The sequence below is a fragment of the Lentzea roselyniae genome (assembly GCF_039537795.1).
In the GTDB taxonomy this organism is placed as follows: Bacteria; Actinomycetota; Actinomycetes; order Mycobacteriales; family Pseudonocardiaceae; genus Lentzea; species Lentzea atacamensis.
The window spans coordinates 175,053-191,802 of sequence record NZ_BAABBE010000012.1; the positions used below are offsets into that span (position 1 = coordinate 175,053).

General features: G+C 69.2%; 18 protein-coding genes. 6 read left to right on the plus strand and 12 right to left on the minus strand.

What is annotated here, in order from left to right:
- Positions 1-79: 79 nt before the first annotated feature.
- Positions 80-874 (minus strand): cyclase family protein, encoded by a 795-nt coding sequence (locus tag ABFX45_RS22820; RefSeq protein WP_112229179.1) that lies wholly within the window; start codon positions 872-874, stop codon positions 80-82.
- Between the two features lie 90 nt (positions 875-964).
- Here ABFX45_RS22820 and ABFX45_RS22825 point away from each other — a divergent pair, with 90 nt between their 5' ends.
- The 3 genes from ABFX45_RS22825 to ABFX45_RS22835 are packed head-to-tail and all read left to right on the plus strand — an operon-like array spanning position 965 to position 3,233.
- Complete coding sequence (locus tag ABFX45_RS22825; protein WP_109640589.1) at positions 965-1,255, plus strand: antibiotic biosynthesis monooxygenase family protein; 291 nt, start codon at positions 965-967, stop codon at positions 1,253-1,255.
- The gene (locus tag ABFX45_RS22830; RefSeq protein WP_346131921.1) at positions 1,252-2,244 is read left to right on the plus strand and encodes a CaiB/BaiF CoA transferase family protein; all 993 of its coding nucleotides are present in this window, start codon (positions 1,252-1,254) and stop codon (positions 2,242-2,244) included. The genes ABFX45_RS22825 and ABFX45_RS22830 overlap by 4 nt, the downstream gene beginning before the upstream one ends.
- A gap of 56 nt (positions 2,245-2,300) precedes the next feature.
- Positions 2,301-3,233 carry an LLM class F420-dependent oxidoreductase gene (locus tag ABFX45_RS22835; RefSeq protein ID WP_346131922.1) on the plus strand — a complete coding sequence of 311 codons (933 nt, stop codon included), beginning with the start codon at positions 2,301-2,303 and terminating at the stop codon, positions 3,231-3,233.
- A gap of 81 nt (positions 3,234-3,314) precedes the next feature.
- On the opposite strand, the gene ABFX45_RS22840 is transcribed toward ABFX45_RS22835, so the two are convergent.
- The 6 genes from ABFX45_RS22840 to lpdA all read right to left on the minus strand — a co-directional run bounded on the left by ABFX45_RS22840 (position 3,315) and on the right by lpdA (position 9,352).
- Positions 3,315-3,812 carry a hypothetical protein gene (locus tag ABFX45_RS22840; protein WP_346131886.1) on the minus strand — a complete coding sequence of 166 codons (498 nt, stop codon included), beginning with the start codon at positions 3,810-3,812 and terminating at the stop codon, positions 3,315-3,317.
- Between the two features lie 55 nt (positions 3,813-3,867).
- Entirely contained in the window at positions 3,868-4,596 is a 729-nt protein-coding gene (gene lipB / locus ABFX45_RS22845) for a lipoyl(octanoyl) transferase LipB (protein WP_109640585.1), read from the minus strand.
- A complete protein-coding gene (locus ABFX45_RS22850) occupies positions 4,553-5,131 on the minus strand; it encodes a phosphatase PAP2 family protein (RefSeq protein WP_109640584.1) in 579 nt (192 codons plus the stop codon). Before ABFX45_RS22850 ends, lipB begins: the two co-directional genes overlap by 44 nt.
- Positions 5,128-6,018, minus strand: coding sequence for a TIGR01777 family oxidoreductase (locus tag ABFX45_RS22855; RefSeq protein WP_346131887.1), 891 nt, complete (start codon positions 6,016-6,018; stop codon positions 5,128-5,130). Before ABFX45_RS22855 ends, ABFX45_RS22850 begins: the two co-directional genes overlap by 4 nt.
- A gap of 167 nt (positions 6,019-6,185) precedes the next feature.
- A complete protein-coding gene (gene sucB, locus ABFX45_RS22860; RefSeq protein WP_112229185.1) occupies positions 6,186-7,913 on the minus strand; it encodes a 2-oxoglutarate dehydrogenase, E2 component, dihydrolipoamide succinyltransferase in 1,728 nt (575 codons plus the stop codon).
- 50 nt (positions 7,914-7,963) lie between these two features.
- Positions 7,964-9,352, minus strand: coding sequence for a dihydrolipoyl dehydrogenase (gene lpdA / locus ABFX45_RS22865; RefSeq protein WP_346131888.1), 1,389 nt, complete (start codon positions 9,350-9,352; stop codon positions 7,964-7,966).
- Between the two features lie 179 nt (positions 9,353-9,531).
- On the opposite strand from lpdA, the gene ABFX45_RS22870 reads away from it, so the two are divergent.
- The gene (locus ABFX45_RS22870; protein ID WP_109640581.1) at positions 9,532-9,858 is read left to right on the plus strand and encodes an oxidoreductase; all 327 of its coding nucleotides are present in this window, start codon (positions 9,532-9,534) and stop codon (positions 9,856-9,858) included.
- Here ABFX45_RS22870 and ABFX45_RS22875 read toward each other — a convergent pair.
- Positions 9,855-10,319 carry an OsmC family protein gene (locus tag ABFX45_RS22875; protein ID WP_109640580.1) on the minus strand — a complete coding sequence of 155 codons (465 nt, stop codon included), beginning with the start codon at positions 10,317-10,319 and terminating at the stop codon, positions 9,855-9,857. The genes ABFX45_RS22870 and ABFX45_RS22875 overlap by 4 nt on opposite strands.
- Before the next feature lie 386 nt (positions 10,320-10,705).
- Positions 10,706-12,178 carry a leucyl aminopeptidase gene (locus ABFX45_RS22880; protein ID WP_346131889.1) on the minus strand — a complete coding sequence of 491 codons (1,473 nt, stop codon included), beginning with the start codon at positions 12,176-12,178 and terminating at the stop codon, positions 10,706-10,708.
- Positions 12,179-12,380: 202 nt separating this feature from the next.
- Here ABFX45_RS22880 and ABFX45_RS22885 point away from each other — a divergent pair, with 202 nt between their 5' ends.
- A complete protein-coding gene (locus tag ABFX45_RS22885; RefSeq protein ID WP_346131890.1) occupies positions 12,381-13,631 on the plus strand; it encodes an APC family permease in 1,251 nt (416 codons plus the stop codon).
- On the opposite strand, the gene ABFX45_RS22890 is transcribed toward ABFX45_RS22885, so the two are convergent.
- The gene (locus ABFX45_RS22890) at positions 13,546-13,824 is read right to left on the minus strand and encodes a hypothetical protein (RefSeq protein ID WP_346131891.1); all 279 of its coding nucleotides are present in this window, start codon (positions 13,822-13,824) and stop codon (positions 13,546-13,548) included. The two genes, ABFX45_RS22885 and ABFX45_RS22890, sit on opposite strands and share 86 nt — an antisense overlap.
- Positions 13,825-13,916: 92 nt before the next feature.
- Here ABFX45_RS22890 and ABFX45_RS22895 point away from each other — a divergent pair, with 92 nt between their 5' ends.
- The gene (locus tag ABFX45_RS22895; protein WP_346131892.1) at positions 13,917-15,005 is read left to right on the plus strand and encodes a branched-chain amino acid aminotransferase; all 1,089 of its coding nucleotides are present in this window, start codon (positions 13,917-13,919) and stop codon (positions 15,003-15,005) included.
- Here the strand turns inward: ABFX45_RS22895 and cobS are convergent.
- Entirely contained in the window at positions 15,002-15,703 is a 702-nt protein-coding gene (cobS, locus tag ABFX45_RS22900; protein WP_346131893.1) for an adenosylcobinamide-GDP ribazoletransferase, read from the minus strand. The genes ABFX45_RS22895 and cobS overlap by 4 nt on opposite strands.
- Entirely contained in the window at positions 15,700-16,743 is a 1,044-nt protein-coding gene (gene cobT, locus ABFX45_RS22905; protein WP_112229188.1) for a nicotinate-nucleotide--dimethylbenzimidazole phosphoribosyltransferase, read from the minus strand. Before cobT ends, cobS begins: the two co-directional genes overlap by 4 nt.
- Between the last annotated feature and the right edge of the window lie 7 nt (positions 16,744-16,750).

Below are 16,750 nucleotides of genomic sequence, written 5' to 3' on the forward strand. Positions count from 1 at the left end.
ATGCCGCGGATGATGTGGTCTTCGGTTTCAGGTGGCCGCATTTCGTTGTTCTCCATGCTTTTACGGTAATTGTGGTGATTCAGCTCTCACTCGAGAGATGGTCGTCGAGCAGTGCGACCGCACGCGTCCAGCCCGCGCCGGCGCCCTTGATCTTGACCGGGAACGCGACGACCGTGAACCCGAAGTCCGGCAACGCTTCCAGGTTCGAGAGGCGTTCGATCTGGCAGTACTCGCGGTCGCGGCCGGCGAAGTGCGCTGGCCACAGCACGCTCTCGTCCTTGGTCGCGAGGTAGCGCTTGACGATGTCCGGGAAAGGCGCGTCGAGACTGAACGCGTCGGTCGCGATCACCTTGACCCCCAGGTCCAGCAACAGGTTCGTGGCGGGACCGTCGAGCCCGGTGTAGTCGGTGAAGTAGGTCTGGGTGCCCGCGTGCTGGGCGGCGCCGGTGTCGAGGATGACGATGTCCATCGGCTTCGGCGTGTAGCCGATGCGGGCGAACTCCTTCTCCAGCACGTCTGGGCCGATGACGCCGGTGCCGTGGCCGCGGACGTCGAGCTTCACGCCGGGGTTGTGGAACCACTCCAGCGGCATCTCGTCGATGTGGCGGGGGATTCCGTTGCCGTACGTGGTCTTCGAGCCGTAGTGGGAGGGCGCGTCGACGTGCGTGCCGGTGTGGGAGGTGAGGCTGATCCGGTCCAGCGTCAGGAACTCCGAGTCCCGCAGCACGGACACGTCGAACTCGATGCCCAGCCGCGCCTTGAGCTGCTCGGCCATGTGCTGGGCACCCTGGGCGGCCGTGAGCACCTCGTGCGTCACCGGGTCCGCTTCGTACGCGGATGCGTCAATGTGGGAAGACAGATCGATGATGCGCATGCTCAGCAGCGTGGCGGGTGTTCCTTGAGCACGTCTCAAGACGCGGTGTGCATGGTTCTCCTGGAGCTGACACCGGTTTTGGGGAGAGTCATGATCACCTTCGTCAACCGTTTCACGCTGACCGGCGACCCCGAGGAGTTCGAGAAGGCCTTCGACGAGACGGCGGCGTTCCTGCGGGAGCAGCCGGGCCTGATCAAGTACACGCTGTCGCGCCAGCTGGACGACCCGGCGTCGTACGTGAACATCGCGTTGTGGGAGAGCGCTGACGCGCTGCGTGCCGCGCTGGGGCACCCGGACTTCGGCGGCCACGCCAAGGCGATGCGCGGCCTGGCCGAGTCGCAGGGGGCGATCTTCACCCCGCGCCTGTCCTTCGAAGCCTGATGGGACCTTTGCGGGGCTTGAAGGTCGTCGAGTTCGGCGGCATCGGTCCGGGCCCGCACGGCGCGATGCTGCTCGCGGACCTCGGCGCGGAGGTCGTGCGCGTCGAGCGTCCGTCCGGCGGCCTGTCCGTGGTGCCGGACGCCTCCCGCGACTTCCTGTTGCGCGGCAGGCGTTCGGTGTCCGCGGACCTGAAGTCCGCCGAGGGCCGTGCCTCGGTGCTGTCGCTGATCTCGGCCGCCGACGTGGTGATCGAGGGGTTCCGGCCCGGCGTGCTGGAACGGCTCGGGCTGGGCCCGTCCGACTGCCTGGCGGTCAATCCCGGTCTGGTCTACGCGCGGATGACCGGCTGGGGCCAGTCCGGCCCGCTGGCCGACCGGGCCGGCCACGACATCAACTACCTGTCGCTGACCGGTGTCCTGCACGCGATCGGCAAACCGCCGCTGAACCTCGTCGGTGACTTCGGCGGTGGGTCGCTGTACCTGGTGGTGGGCGTGCTGGCGGCGTTGTGGGAACGCCAGCGCACCGGCCGAGGCCAGGTCGTCGACGCGGCGATCGTCGACGGCGTGGCCTCGCTCGCCCAGATGATCTGGTCGATGAAGGCGCAGTCGGTGTGGGACGACGCGCCCGACTCGAACCTGCTGGACGGCGGCTGCCCGTTCTACGCGCTGTACGAGTGCGCTGACGGACGTTCCGTCGCCGTGGGTTCGCTGGAACCGCAGTTCTACGCGTTGCTGCTGACCGGCCTGGGCTTGTCCGCCGACGACCTTCCGCCGCAGCTGGACCGCGACGGCTGGCCGTTGCTGCGCAAGACGTTCGCCGAGGCGTTCCTGACCAGGACCCGAGACGAGTGGGCAGAGGTGTTCGGTGACACCGACGCCTGCGTGACCCCGGTGCTGACACTGGAAGAAGCCGCTGCGCACCCGCACCTGGTGGCGCGCGGAGTGTTCACTTCGGACGGTGCCGCCGCGCCCGCACCCAGGTTCGCCTGATCGTCGTCTCAACTGGCGTCGTGCGGGACATCGTTCGCACGACTGAGTTCTTTGTCGTGGAACTGCGCATCTTCACCGAGCCCCAGCAGGGGGCGAGCTACGACGACCTGCTCCGCGTGGCCAGGACGGCGGAGGACGCCGGCTACGGCGCCTTCTTCCGCTCCGACCACTACCTCAAGATGGGCTCGGTCGACGGGCTGCCGGGCCCGACGGACCCGTGGATCACCTTCGCTGGTCTGGCCCGCGACACCAGCACGATCCGCCTGGGCACTCTGATGACCGCCGCGACGTTCCGCTACCCCGGCCCGCTCGCCATCAGCGTCGCCCAGGTCGACCAGATGTCCGGCGGCCGCGTGGAGTTCGGCATCGGCGCCGGCTGGTACGAGGCGGAACACACCGCCTACGGCATCCCGTTCCCGACGCTCGGCGCCCGCTTCGAACGCTACGAGGAACAGCTCGCCATCATCACGGGCCTCTGGGAGACCCCGGTCGGCGGCACCTTCTCCTTCGAGGGCAAGCACTACAACCTCACCGACGCTCCGGCTCTCCCCAAGCCCGCGCAGGACCGCATCCCGGTCGTCATCGGCGGCATGGGCGCGCGCCGCACCCCGGCACTGGCCGCGAGCTACGCCACCGAGTTCAACCTCCCGTTCGTGGGCATCGACGCCGCCGTCGAGCAGTACGCCCGCGTCGACGCCGCGTGCGCCGAAATCGGCCGCGACCACCGCGAGATCATCCGCTCGGTGGCCCTCGTCGCCTGCGTCGGCCGCACCGATGCCGACGTGTCCCGCCGCGCCGCCGCGATCGGCCGCGAGGTGTCCGAGCTCAAGGAGAACGGTCTCTGCGGAACCCCGGCCGAGGTTGTCGACCGCATCGGCACGTGGCGCGAGCAGACCGGCATCCAGCGCGTCTACCTGCAGATGCTGGACCTGTCCGACCTCGACCACGTCACCGAGGTCGCTGCCGACGTGGCTCCGCAGTTGTCCTGATATCCCGTATATCAGCGAGGCTCATATCCCATATCCGATATATCGCACATCGGATATGGGATATCTCCCCGTGACCCTCGCTCAGGCGAGTGCGCGGCGAACCTCGTCCGGCATCGGCATGGCATACCGTCCGAACCGCCGCCGATATCCGATGTACCGCAGCTGCAGCGCGGGGTCGTCGAGATAGCGGCGTTCCAGCCCGTCCTTGCCTAGCACCAGCTTCAGCCCGCGACCGAGCATCGACGGCGAGTCCAGCCCGAAGCGGTCGCGCAGCACGTCGGCGGCAGCGTGGTCGCCGAACTCCAGCGCGGCCCGTCGCACGGACTCGACCGGCACCATCAGGTACGGCTCGTCGGCGCGAACGCCGTCGCGATGTGCGATGCCCAACGCACTGAGCGCCTTCTGATGCGCGCCGCCGTCGAGCCCGAGGTAGTACTGCTCCCAGTCGCCGACCTGGATCTCGCCGCTCCACGTGCGCGCCGGTGCGGCTACCGCCGCCGCACCGCCGAACGGGAGACCTGATGACGCGAGCGCCGTGACACCGGCAGCCGTGAACAACTGGCGTCGAGAAAGTCTCACGACGCACCCTCCTCCGGAAAACCCCCTGGGAAACCCGCGGTTCCCCGCCGCGGGGCTACGGAATGCTAGCGAAGGTGATCCCCGGCGCGACGGGGCCAGAGCGGGTCAAAGTGCGGTCCGTCAGGGGGAGGGTTCCGTCCAGTGCCGCGAGCACAGCGTCACGTGCCATCGGCAGCACCTCGGCCACGGTGACGTCCCGGTCCAGCTCGTGCGAGAGCGAAGCGACGCCCGCGTCCTTGATGCCGCACGGGATGATGTCGCCGAACGCGTCGAGGCTCGCGTTGCAGTTGATCTCGAAGCCGTGCATGGTCACGCCGCGCTGCACGCGGATGCCGATCGCGGCGACCTTGCGCTCCGGGCCGCGGTCGTCGGCCGGGATCCACACGCCGCTGCGGCCCTCGACCCGGCCGGTGTGCACGCCGAGCTGGTCGCACACGTCGATCAGGCCCTGCTCGATGCGCCGCACGTACTCCACGACGTCCATCGGTTCGATCAGCCTGACGATCGGATAGCCGACCAGCTGACCAGGACCGTGCCAGGTGATCTTGCCGCCACGGTCGACGTCGATGACCGGGGTGTCGCCGCCGCGCGGGCGCTCCTCGTCCAGAGTGCGTCGGCCGCACGTGTAGACGGGCGGGTGCTCGAGCAGGAGCAGCGTGTCCTCAGCGGTGCCGCCTGCGCGCTTCTCCGCGATCTCCTTCTGGAGGTCCCACGCCGCCATGTAGTCGATGAGGCCCAGCTCACGGACGACGACGGGGTCTGACGAGGTGCGGCACGAGTTCACGACCCGACGTTACCAACCCCAGAGCCAGCGCTGCCACGAGTCCAACACCCGTCACACCCAGCACCGCGCCGATGACATCGGTGACCCAGTGCATCTCCAGCACGACCCTGGCGAACCCGGCCACGAGCACCGCCAGAACGGCCCACAACACGCCACGGTGCAGCAGCACGATCATCGTGAACGCCACCGAGGCGACCGCCACGGTGTGCCCGCTCGGATAGCTCGGCAGGTGGTACTCCACAGGCCGCACCCGGTCGAACAGCCACCGCACCAACACCGTCGCGCAACACAGCCCGTGCAACGCCAACGCCTTCCACAACCGCAGATCACGCCGCCGCCACGCCAGCACGAACAACACCGCCGCGAACGACCACCCGATCGTCGGCCCGAGCACCAGGCTCACGACGTACGCCGTCGCCCGCAGCCAATCCGGGCGCGGCAGCGCGTCGTGCACCCACACGTCGAGCCCGGTGACCTCCGGCATGCCGAGCAGGATCCAGGAGATCACCAGGACGGCGGCGACCACACGAGTCATGCGACCGCCGCGTTCAAGGCGGACGGCAGCGCGGGATGCATGAAGCGGAACCCGCGGCTCTCCAGCACCTTCGGTGTGAGTCCCGGCCCGCTCAGCAGCAGTTCCTGCGCCATCTCCGCACCGAGCAACGTCTTCAACGCGAACGCCGGCACCACCCACGGCGTCGGCCGGTGCAACGCCGCCCCGACCGCCTTGGTGAACTCGGCGTTCGTCACCGGCGTCGGACCGGCGACGTTCACCGGCCCGCGAATCTCGTCGTGCTCGACGACGAACCGGTACGCGGACACCACGTCGTCCAGCGACACCCACGGGAAGAACTGCTCCCCGGTACCGAGCTTGCCGCCCAGGAAGAACTGGAACACAGGCTTCAGCCGGCCGAACACCCCGCCCGACGGCGAGATCACGACGGCGGTGCGCATCAGCACCACCCGCACGCCACCCTCCTGCGCCACGGACGTCGCCGCCTCCCAGTCCTGGGTCAGCCGCGACATGAACGTGTGCCCGCCCGGCGCGTTCTCGTCCGCCAGCCGCGAACCGGTGTCGCCGTAGAAGTGGGCGCCCGACGAGTTCACCAGCGCCGGCACCCCGTGCTCGACGACCGCGGCCGACAACACCTCGGCCGGCACGACGCGGCTGTCGTGCAACACCTGCTTGCGCGCGTCGTCCCACCGCTTGTCGCCGATGCCCGCACCGCACAGGTTCACGACGGCGTCGACGCCGTCGAACGTCCCTGAGTCGATGCGCCCGGCATACGGGTCCCACCCGCGTTCGTCAGGCGCGGCGGCCTTGCGGCGCACCAGCCGCAGCACCTCGTGCCCGGCGGCGCGCATCGACGCGACCAGACTCGTCCCGATCAAGCCCGACGATCCCGCGATGACAACTCGCATGAGTAGATCGTTCCGCACTGTGTCATTACCTGCACAGCAATACGTCGCATGCAGAAGCCCAGATGTGCCGAAGGCCACCCCTGGCAGAACCGGGGTGGCCTTCGACCAGTATCCGATATATCAGCGACTGATACCCAATATATTGGATATCAGCGCTGATCAGGCGCTCAGAGACCGAGGTCGGCCTCGAACGCGCCCTCCTCCAGACGGTTCTTGACCGTCGTGAGGAAGCGGCCCGCGTCGGCACCGTCGACCAGGCGGTGGTCGTAGGTGAGCGCGAGGTACATCATCGAGCGGATCGCGATGGTGTCGTCGCCGTTCTCGTCGGTGATGACGACCGGACGCTTCTTCACCACGCCGACGCCCAGGATGCCGACCTGCGGCTGCTGGATGATCGGGGTGTCGAAGAGCGCGCCGTTGCTGCCCAGGTTGGTCAGCGAGAACGTGCCACCGGTGAGCTCGTCCGGCGTGAGCTTGTTCGAACGGGCGCGCGCGGCCAGGTCACCGATCTTGTGGGCGATGCCCGACAGGTTCAGGTCACCGGCGTTGTGGATCACGGCGTTGAGCAGGCCGCGCTCCGTGTCGATCGCCAGACCGAGGTGCTCGGCACCGTGGTAGGTGACCTCCTTGCGCTCCTCGTCGATCGACGCGTTGAGCACCGGGTGGGCCTTGAGCGCCTCGATGGCGGCCTTCGCGAAGAACGGCAGGAACGTGAGCTTCGCGCCCTCACGCGCCTCGAACGCCTTCTTCGCCTGGTTGCGCAGGCGGGCGATCTTGGTGACGTCGACCTCGAACACCTGGGTGAGCTGGGCCGACATCTGCAGCGACTCGCGGGTGCGCTGCGCGACGATCTGACGCAGGCGCGGGAGCTTCTGCACGGTGCCGCGCTTGCCGGAGTTGTCGACCGCGACCGGAGCGGCGGTGCGAGTGGCGGGGGCAGCGGCCGGAGCAGCGGCGGCGGGTGCCGGAGCCGGGGCCTTCTTGGCCTCGACGGCGGCGAGCACGTCCTGCTTGCGGATGCGGCCACCGACACCGGTGCCCTTCAGCGAGCTCAGGTCGATGCCGTTCTCCGACGCGAGCTTGCGCACCAGCGGCGTGACGTACGGCGTGCCGTTCGCGTCGTCAGAAGAAGGCGCGGCGGGCGCGGCCTGCGGAGCCGGAGCGGCCGGAGCCGGGGCGGCCTGCGGGGCCGGAGCCGGAGCAGCGGCGGGAGCAGGAGCCGGAGCGGCCGGGGCGGGCGCGGGAGCCGGGGCGGGCGCGGCGGCCGGAGCCGGGCTGCCCGAACCGATGACGGCGAGCTTGCCGCCGACCTCGACGGTCTCGTCCTCACCCGCGGTGATCTCGAGCAGCGTGCCCGCGACCGGCGACGGGATCTCGGTGTCGACCTTGTCGGTCGAGACCTCGAGCAGCGGCTCGTCGACCTCGACGCTGTCGCCGACCTGCTTCAGCCAGCGGGTGACGGTGCCCTCGGTGACGGACTCGCCGAGCGCGGGCATCGTGACGTCGGTGCCCTGAGCCGAACCACCGGACTGGGCGGGCGCGGCCGGAGCCTCCTGCGCGGCCTCGGCGGGCTGCGCCGACGGCTGGGTCTGCTGCGGCTCGGGCTCGGGCGCGGACTCCTGGGCGGGAGCCGGTGCGGGAGCGGCGGAACCGCTGTCACCGTCACCGATGATCGCGAGCTCGCCGCCGACCTCGACGGTGTCGTCCTCCTGCGCGACGATCTTCTGCAGGACGCCGGCCGCCGGGGACGGGATCTCGGTGTCGACCTTGTCGGTGGACACCTCGAGCAACGGCTCGTCCACCTCCACCCGGTCGCCTTCCTGCTTCAACCACCGGGTGACCGTGCCCTCGGTGACGCTCTCACCGAGTGCGGGCATCTGGACGGAGAAGGCCATTGTTCGCTGACTCCTCGTGCTCTCGTGTGGCTGACTTGGATGGGGAACGGTCAGCCGTGCACGTGCAGCGGCTTGCCGGCCAGGGCGAGGAAGGCCTCGCCGAGGGCTTCAGTCTGGGTCGGGTGGGCGTGGATCAGCGGAGCCACGTCCTCCGGGTAAGCCTCCCAGCTGTAGATCAGCTGGGCCTCACCGATGAGCTCGCCGACGCGCTCGCCGACCATGGTGACGCCGACAACGGGACCGTCCGGAGCCTTGATCAGCTTCACGCCGCCGGCGGTCTTGAGGATCTGGCTCTTGCCGTTGCCCGCGAGGTCGTAGATGAACACCTCGGCGGAACCGTACTTCTCCTTGGCCGCGGCCTCGGAGAGACCGACGGAGGCGACCTCGGGCTTGCAGTAGGTGACGCGCGGGATGCCCGCCTCGTCGATCACCTTCGGGTTCTGGCCCGCGATCTCCTCGGCCACGAAGATGCCCTGCTGGAAACCGCGGTGCGCGAGCTGCAGGCCGGGCACGATGTCGCCGACGGCGTACACGTTCGGCAGGTTCGTGCGCAGGCGCTCGTCGGTGATGACGAACCCGCGGTCGATCTTGATGCCGGCGTCCTCGTAGCCGTGGCCCGCGGTGTTCGGGCCGCGGCCGACCGCGACGAGCAGCAGGTCGGCGTCGAGGACGTCGCCGTTCTCCAGCGTGATGGACACGCCGGAGTCGGTCTGGGTGGCGCCGGTGAACTTCACACCGGTCTTGAACTTGATGCCGCGCTTGCGGAAGGCGCGCTCGAGCTGCTTGGAGGCGTACTCGTCCTCGGCGGGCACCAGGCGGGGCAGCGCCTCGACGATGGTCACCTCGGCGCCGAACGACTGCCACACGCTCGCGAACTCCACGCCGATGACGCCGCCGCCCAGGACGACGACCTTCTCCGGGATGAAGTCCAGGTTGAGCGCCTGGTCGCTGGTGATGACGCGGCCGCCGATCTCCAGACCGGGCAGGCTCCTCGCGTACGAGCCGGTCGCGAGCACCACGTTCTTGCCGACGTAGCGCTGACCGTTCACGACAACGGTGTTCGGGCCGACGAACGTGCCAGCGCCCTCGATCAGGGTGACCTTGTTGGCCTTCGCGAGACCCTGCAGACCCTTGTAGAGCCGCGAGATCACGCCGTCCTTGTACGAGTTGACGCCGGCGATGTCGATGCCCTCGAGCGAGCTCTTGACGCCGAACTGGTCGCCTTCGCGCGCGTTGTCCGCGACCTCGGCCGCGTGCAGCAGCGCCTTGGTCGGGATGCAGCCGCGGTGCAGACACGTGCCACCCAGCTTGTCCTTCTCGACCAGGACGACGGACAGGCCGAGCTCGGCCGCGCGGAACGCGCAGGCGTAGCCGCCCGAACCGCCGCCGAGGATCACGAGGTCGGCGTTGGTGGCCGAATCCAGTTCCGGCGAAGTCACTTCGGATCTCCTCGGGATTACTTACTACGCGCGGGTGCGCGCGAGGTACGCGGCCATCTTGTCACTAGTTGCCAGGGCGTGGTGATCCGGCATAGGAGACCACGCCCTCTTCTGATCATTCACCTACTCATAACACCCGCACCTGGCACCATGGTGGAGGGAAGCGCAGGAGGTGCTCGATGGGGCTGTTCGATCGTTTTCGCAGGAAGCCGCGCCCTGGTGTGCTGCGAACCGCCTCGAGTCAGGACACGAGTCACCTCGAGCAGTGGGCCGCGAGCCGTCAGGGCGTGGAGGCCTATGTGGAGCCCAAGACCACGGTGACCGAAACCACTGTGGTCCTGGTCGCTCACGACGGCGAGTGGACCAGGCGCCGGGTCGCCTCTCCCGACGCCGCCCGCACCTTCGCCCGCAAGCTCGGCATGCCGATCTACGACGCCGGCATCGTCGGCTACCCGAAGCGCATGCGCGACTACACCGCGCGCAAGAAGGCCGCGGGCGAGTCCTAGACCTTCACCTGCGGCTCGTGCCGCACCGGGAAGTTGACGCTCGCCGCGATGAAGCACATCGAGTGCGCCTTCTCGTGCAACGCCTGCGCCTTCTCGCGGGTCTCGGGATCGGCGACGGTCACGACGGGGTTGAGGGTCACCTCGGTGAACCGCCCCGACCCGTCGGGGTGCTCGGCCATCGTGCCGGTGGCGTGGTCGCGGTAGTCGGTGACGACGACCCCGTTCGCCGACGCCAGGTGCAGGTACCAGAGCATGTGGCACTGCGACAGCGACGCGACGAGCAACTCCTCGGGGTTGTAGCGGCTGCGGTCACCCCGGAACGACGGATCCGACGACCCAAGAATCGTCTCTTTGCCTTCAGCGCGCACCTCGTGCGCCCGCTCATAGGCCTTGTACCCGGAAGTCCCGCTCCCGGTGTTTCCGGTCCACACGACATCGATCTCGTACTGATGCGTCCCCATGTGGAAATCCTTCTCTCACCGGCTCCGGCCGCCTAGCCCGGTGAGACGCGTGTCTCCGTTCAGCCGCACCCGTTCGCGCCCGACGAACGCCACCCCAACCGATATATCAGTTCCCTCCACCCCTCCAACCTGCTGCTTAGCAACGACTCTTTGGACATCGTCCGCAAAACACTCATTGCAAAGGTGTCGGGGCGACGGCGTGCAGGGGCGTCGACGGCGTACGGCCTGCCGCTCGGCGAACGTCCAACCCGGACGATTCGCCAGGCGCGCGACGACGAGTCGCATGTGGACGCCGCACAGATATCGGTTGCAGAAATGCGATTTCTCGTACGAAACAAAACGGGCGGAGTCCCGAAGGAACTCCGCCCGTTTGGAAACGAGTGAACTCAGCCATTCGCGGCGATGTCCGCCAGCACTGCCGCGATGGTCCGCACCGGAACGCCGGTGCCGCCCTTCGCGGTGTACCCGTACGGGCCACCCGTGTGGTACGCCGGGCCGGCGATGTCGATGTGCGCCCACTGCACGCCCTCGGCCACGAACTCGCGCAGGAACAGGCCGGCCGCGAGCATGCCGCCCCACCGGTGCCCGGTGACGTTGGCCAGGTCCGCCAGGCGCGAGTCGAGGTCCGACCGCAGCTCCTCCGGCAGCGGCATCGGCCACGCCGACTCGCCGACCGCGGTGCCGATGGCCGCCACGCGGTCGCGGAACTCGTCGGAGCCCATGACACCCGAGGTGCGCTTGCCCAGCGCCACGACCTGCGCGCCGGTCAGGGTCGCGGTCTCGATCAGGTAGTCAGGGCCGTCCTCGCACGCGCGCACGATGGCGTCGGACAGGATCAGGCGGCCCTCGGCGTCGGTGTTGAGCACCTCGACGGTCTTGCCGCCGTACATGGTGAGCACGTCGCCGGGGCGGTACGCGTCGCCGGACGGCATGTTCTCCGCCATCGGGATCGACGCGATGATCTCCAGCGGGTACTTGAGCTTCGCGGCGAGCACCATCGTGGCGACGATCGCGGCGGCACCGGCCATGTCGGACGTCATCTCGTCCATGCCCGCGGCGGGCTTGATCGAGATGCCGCCGGTGTCGAACGTGATGCCCTTGCCGACGAGCGCGACCTTCTTGGTGGCCTTGGTGCCCTTGTACGAGATGCGCACGAGCCGCGGCTGGCGCGACGAACCACCGCCGACGCCCAGGATGCCGCCGAAGCCCTGCTTCTTCAGCGCCTTCTCGTCGAGCACCTCGACGTCGAGGCCGGCGGCGGTGGCCAGCTTGGCGGCGCGGTCGGCGAACGAGCCGGGGTAGAGGTCGTTCGGCGGCGTGTTCACGAAGTCACGCGCGATGGCGACGGCCTCGGAGATCGCGACGGCGGCCTTCAGCGCGGCCTTGTTCTCTTTCGAACCGGCGGCGACCAGGTCGACCTTCGCGACCGCGGGCTCGCCCTTCTCCGACTTGTACTCGGTGAACGCGTAGGCGCCGAGCAGCGTGCCTTCGGCGGCCGCGGCCAGGTGCAGCGAAGCCAGCGTGTTGATCGCGCGCTTCTTGCCGGCCAGCGCGCGGGCGGCGACACCGGACGCACGGCGCACCTGCTCCTCACCGGTGGCCTTGCCGAGGCCGACGGCCAGCACGAGCGGAGCCGCGAGCTTGCCGAACGTCGGTACCTTCACGAGCTCGTCGGCCTTGCCCGACGCGCGCAGGGTGCCCAGCACGTCGAGCAGCGCGCCGTCGAACGCGGCGTTGACAGCTTCGGCACCGGGGGCGAGCTCCAGACCGTCCGCACCCTGCAGGGTGCCCACGACGACTGCGTCCGCGGCGGTGGTGCTCAGGTCACCTTCGGTGAGGGCCAGCTTCGGGGCTGTCACGTGCTGCTCCAGGGTTGTACGTGGTGGGGAAGGTCGGAATCGTGACCTATGCTAAAGGTCGGACTGTCCCACCAATGCCGAGCCCCGCCACGTTCGCCGCAATCCGTGACGTTGACAGTTGCTCACGGTGGCGATTCGCCCATTTCGTGCATCAGTCGACCGGGTGGTTACGGCCGGATGCCGCATCTGCGAATGTGTACCGGTGACCTACACGCCTCGCGAGATCGTCGCAACGGTCGCGCTCGGTCTTCCCGCGGTGCTCGGTGCGGGGGTCTTCGCCGGATTCGCCCCAGCCGCAGGACTTGCGGGCTGGTGGGTGCTCCCGGCGCTGGCCATCTCCGCGTTCGCCGCGCTGTGCTCGGCTTTCTCGACCGCTGACCAGTCGCACGCCTACCCGGACGTCGGCGGCGGTTACGGATACGTGCGCGCACAGCTCGGCGTGTGGCCCGCACGGTTGACGGCGAGCGCCCACCTGCTCGGCCGGTGCGCCATGGCGGCGGCGGTGGCGTTGATGTTCGGCGCGTACGTGGTGCCGGACCAGCCGTTGATCGGTGCACTCGCCCTCGTCGCGGGCACGGTGCTGCTCGGCGCGGTGGGCTTCCGCTTCACCGTCGGGGTCAGCGTGCTCGTGTCGCTGGTCGTCCTCGGTGTGCTCGCGCTCGTCGTCGCGTCGAGCTTCTCGATCGCACCGGTGCCGTCGGCGGGCGAAACGGGCACCGCCAACGAGCTCGTCGGCGTCGCGGGGCTGATGTTCATGGCGTTCGCGGGGTTCGAACGCATCACCGCGCCCCATCGCGGTGAGCGGCCGCACTCGGCGTCGGCGCTGAAGATCGCGATTCCAGTCCTGATCGGACTGTCCTTCGTGGTCTATCTGGTCGTGGGTGCCGGTGTGCTCCGCCAACTCGGCAGCGCGCGCCTCGCGTTGTCACCCGCACCGCTGCGAGACGCGCTCGTCGCAGCAGACGCGTCGGCGTTGGTGCCGCTCGTGCAGATCGCCGCGGCGGTGGCCGGCGTGGCCGCACTGCACTTCGTTCTGTTGTCGGCACACCGCACGCTCACCGGACTCGTCGAGGACGGCGACCTGCCGACGCGCCTCAAGCCGGGAGTGCTCACTTTCGCGGTGGTCGTCGGTTCCGCTCTCGCGATCACCCTCATGCCGATCGCGATCGCACTGGGCGTGGCCGCATGCTCGACGTTGTTCTACTACGCCTTCACGAACGCGTCGGCGCGCGTGTTGCTGCAGAACGACCGCACGTGGCCGATGCGCACGGCGTGCCTCGGACTCGGACTCTCGGTGCTGCTCGCGATGAGCACCCCGGTGCCCGCGCTGCTCATCTCCCTCGCGGGGCTGGGCGCGGGCACGGGCCTCATCGGCTTGACAGCGACACTGAGAGAAAAACGAGCAGCGTCACGCCAACACACACCGCAAGCCCGTACACCCGGCCGTTCGTAGCCGGTTTGTCCTTGCTGATGCTGTAGTAGCCGACGAGGAAGAAGACGGCGAGGAACACCGCGCCGATCACTCCTCCGACACCACCGAGCACCCAGCCGTCGAACAGCGTGACGCCGGTGCCCAGCACGAGCAGCGCGGCCTGCAGCACGGTGCGGGCGTCAGCGCCCACTGAAGATCGTTCCCCCTCGGTCATGGACGGGGACTCTAGCGAGCGCCAGTTAGTAGGACGTCCGAGTTTTGAGAAGACGATTTTCCGTATCCCCACCAGCGGGTTACCGTGCTCACATGACGAGCGAGTTGCCTTTCACCCGGACTCCCCACCCGCACCCGGCGACCCCGGAGCGCGTAGCGGAGGTACTTGCCAAGCCGGGCTTCGGGCAGCACTTCACCGACCACATGGTGACGATCCGCTGGAACCGCGAGAAGGGCTGGCACGACGCTGAAGTCGGCCCCTACAGCTCCCTCTCACTCGACCCCGCGGCAATGGTGCTGCACTACGGCCAAGCGATCTTCGAAGGGCTCAAGGCCTACCGCCAGCCCGACGGTTCGATCGCGTCCTTCCGCCCTGAGGCCAACGCCGAGCGCTTCCGCGCCTCGGCCCGCCGCATGGCGATGCCCGAACTTCCCGACGAGCTCTTCCTCGAGTCGGTGCGCCAGATCCTCGCGGTCGACAGCCGCTGGGTGCCCACGGCCGAGGAGGAGTCGCTCTACCTGCGGCCGTTCATGTTCTCCACGGAAGCCGGCCTCGGCGTGCGACCCGCGTCCGAGTACATCTACGTGTTGATCGCCTCGCCCGCCGGCTCCTACTTCTCGGGCGGGATCCGCCCGGTGAGCGTGTGGCTCTCGACCGAGTACGTCCGCGCGGCACCCGGTGGCACCGGCGCCGCCAAGTTCGCCGGCAACTACGCCGCGTCCCTCGTGGCGCAGGCGCAGGCCGCCGAAAAGGGCTGCGACCAGGTCGTCTGGCTCGACGCGGTGGAACGCCGCTGGGTCGAGGAGATGGGCGGCATGAACCTGTTCTTCGTCTTCGGAGACAAGGTCGTCACCCCCGAGCTGACCGGCACGCTGCTGCCCGGCATCACCCGCAGCTCGCTGCTCCAGCTGGCCTCCGACCTCGGACTGTCCGTCGAGGAGCGTCGCATCTCCACGGACGAGTGGGAGAAGGCCAACGCCTCCGGTGAGCTCACCGAGGTCTTCGCCTGTGGCACGGCCGCGGTGATCACGCCGGTCGGCCACGTCAAGCACGCGGGCGGCGAGTTCACCATCGGCGACGGTGGCTCCGGCTCGGTGACGATGAAGCTGCGCGAGCGCCTGACCGGTCTCCAGCACGGCCACGTCGCCGACGCCCACGGCTGGATGACGACCCTGCGTTAGGCGATCACCAGCACGGCCAGAAGCGCGATTTCGGCGGCAGCACCGAGCACATCACCGGTGATGCCGCCGAAGCGCTTTCCGGTGTGCTTCACGAGCAACCACACCAGCGAGGCCGCGACGACGACGGCGACGACCGCTCGCCACCCGAGCGGAACGGCCGCGGCGGCAAGCAGTACCCACGTGCCGATGACCAGCATTGGATGCTGGGTACCGGCGACAAGCGCGCCGAGCCCTTCGGGGCGTGCGGCGGGCACGCCCCGCATGCAGCAGATTCCGAACGCGGCCCGGCTCGCCGCGAACGCGAGCACGACGACGCCCCAGTCAGCGTGGGGGAGTGCGGCAGCCTGCGCCCCCAGCACGACGATCAGCGTGACGACTCCGAACGGTCCCGCGCCGCCGTCCTTCATGACCTGAAGCGCGCGCTCCGGCGGTCCGTAGCAACCAAGACCATCTGCGGTGTCCGCGAGCCCGTCGAGGTGCATACCGCGCGTTGCCAGGGCGACGACGCCGACGACCAGAAACCCGGCTACCAGCGGCGATATATCGGATATCGCCAGCAGCTGGAGCACGCCGACGACGAACGCGCCGAGCAGCACGCCGACGAGCGGCGTGCAGGCGATCGCCCGTCTTGCCGCTTTGACGTCGACGTCGTCGACCCGCAACGGCAAGACGGTCAGCCAGGACAGCGCTAGTTTCATTCCTTGTTCGTGACGCCGGCGCTCTCGAACGTCGCCATCTCCGCGAGCACCTTCACCGCCGAGATCAGCAACGGCAGCGCCGCCACCGCACCGGACCCCTCGCCGAGCCGCATCTCGAACTCCAGCAGCGGCTTCAGGTTCAGGTGCCCGAGCGCGATCGCGTGGGCGGGCTCAGCCGACTGGTGCCCGGCCACCCACCACTCACGCGCACCCGGCGCCAGCTCCTCGGCGACGACAGCGGCCGCACCGACGACGACGCCGTCGAGCACCACGGGGGTCCGCCGCACCGCGGCCTGCGCCAGGAACCCGGCCATCGCGGCCAGGTCGGCGCCACCGGCGGTGGCCAGCAAGGCGATCGGGTCGCTGATCACCAGACGGGCGCGGCGCAGCGCGTCCCGGATCGCCGCCGTCTTGCGCATCCACGCCTGGTCGTCGATGCCCGTGCCGCGGCCGACGACCGCGACCGGCTCCGACCCTGTCAGCGACGCGATCAGCACGGCGGCGGGCGTCGTGTTGCCGATGCCCATGTCACCGGCGATGAGCACGTCGGCGCCCGCGTCGACCTCCTCGTCGGCGACGGCGCGCCCGGCCGCGATCGCCAGCTCGCACTGCTCACGGGTCAGCGCGTCCTCGCGGTCGATCGACCCGGACGAGCGCCGCACCTTGTGCGAGCTGACCGCCGCCGGGGTGTCGGAATCGACGGCCATGTCGACCACGCGCACCGTGGCGCCCGCGACCTGGGCGAGCACGTTCACCGCGGCGCCGCCCGTGAGGAAGTTCGCGACCATCTGGCCGGTCACCTCGCTCGGGTACGCCGACACGCCCTGCGCGGTGATGCCGTGGTCGCCGGCGAAGACGACGACGCGCGGCCGCACGAACGGCTTCGGCGGCACTACTCCCTGGCACGCCGCGATCCAGTTGCCCAGCTCCTCGAGCCGTCCGAGCGAGCCGACCGGCTTGGTCAGCACCGCGTGCCGGGCCTCGGCCTCGCGCAGAACTGTCTCGTCCGGCGGTTCAACCGGCGGGAACTCGGTGCTCACCTGGTCG

What these genes read in the sequence shown, in the direction of transcription:
- ABFX45_RS22875 (WP_109640580.1), bottom strand. Translation starts at nt 10,319, where the DNA reads ATGGGGACGCATCAGTACGAGATCGATGTCGTGTGGACCGGAAACACC.
- ABFX45_RS22850 (WP_109640584.1), bottom strand. Translation starts at nt 5,131, where the DNA reads ATGACTCGTGTGGTCGCCGCCGTCCTGGTGATCTCCTGGATCCTGCTC.
- ABFX45_RS22855 (WP_346131887.1), bottom strand. Translation starts at nt 6,018, where the DNA reads ATGCGAGTTGTCATCGCGGGATCGTCGGGCTTGATCGGGACGAGTCTG.
- ABFX45_RS22870 (WP_109640581.1), top strand. Translation starts at nt 9,532, where the DNA reads ATGGGGCTGTTCGATCGTTTTCGCAGGAAGCCGCGCCCTGGTGTGCTG.
- sucB (WP_112229185.1), bottom strand. Translation starts at nt 7,913, where the DNA reads ATGGCCTTCTCCGTCCAGATGCCCGCACTCGGTGAGAGCGTCACCGAG.
- ABFX45_RS22820 (WP_112229179.1), bottom strand. Translation starts at nt 874, where the DNA reads ATGCGCATCATCGATCTGTCTTCCCACATTGACGCATCCGCGTACGAA.
- ABFX45_RS22895 (WP_346131892.1), top strand. Translation starts at nt 13,917, where the DNA reads ATGACGAGCGAGTTGCCTTTCACCCGGACTCCCCACCCGCACCCGGCG.
- cobS (WP_346131893.1), bottom strand. Translation starts at nt 15,703, where the DNA reads ATGAAACTAGCGCTGTCCTGGCTGACCGTCTTGCCGTTGCGGGTCGAC.
- ABFX45_RS22825 (WP_109640589.1), top strand. Translation starts at nt 965, where the DNA reads ATGATCACCTTCGTCAACCGTTTCACGCTGACCGGCGACCCCGAGGAG.
- ABFX45_RS22890 (WP_346131891.1), bottom strand. Translation starts at nt 13,824, where the DNA reads ATGACCGAGGGGGAACGATCTTCAGTGGGCGCTGACGCCCGCACCGTG.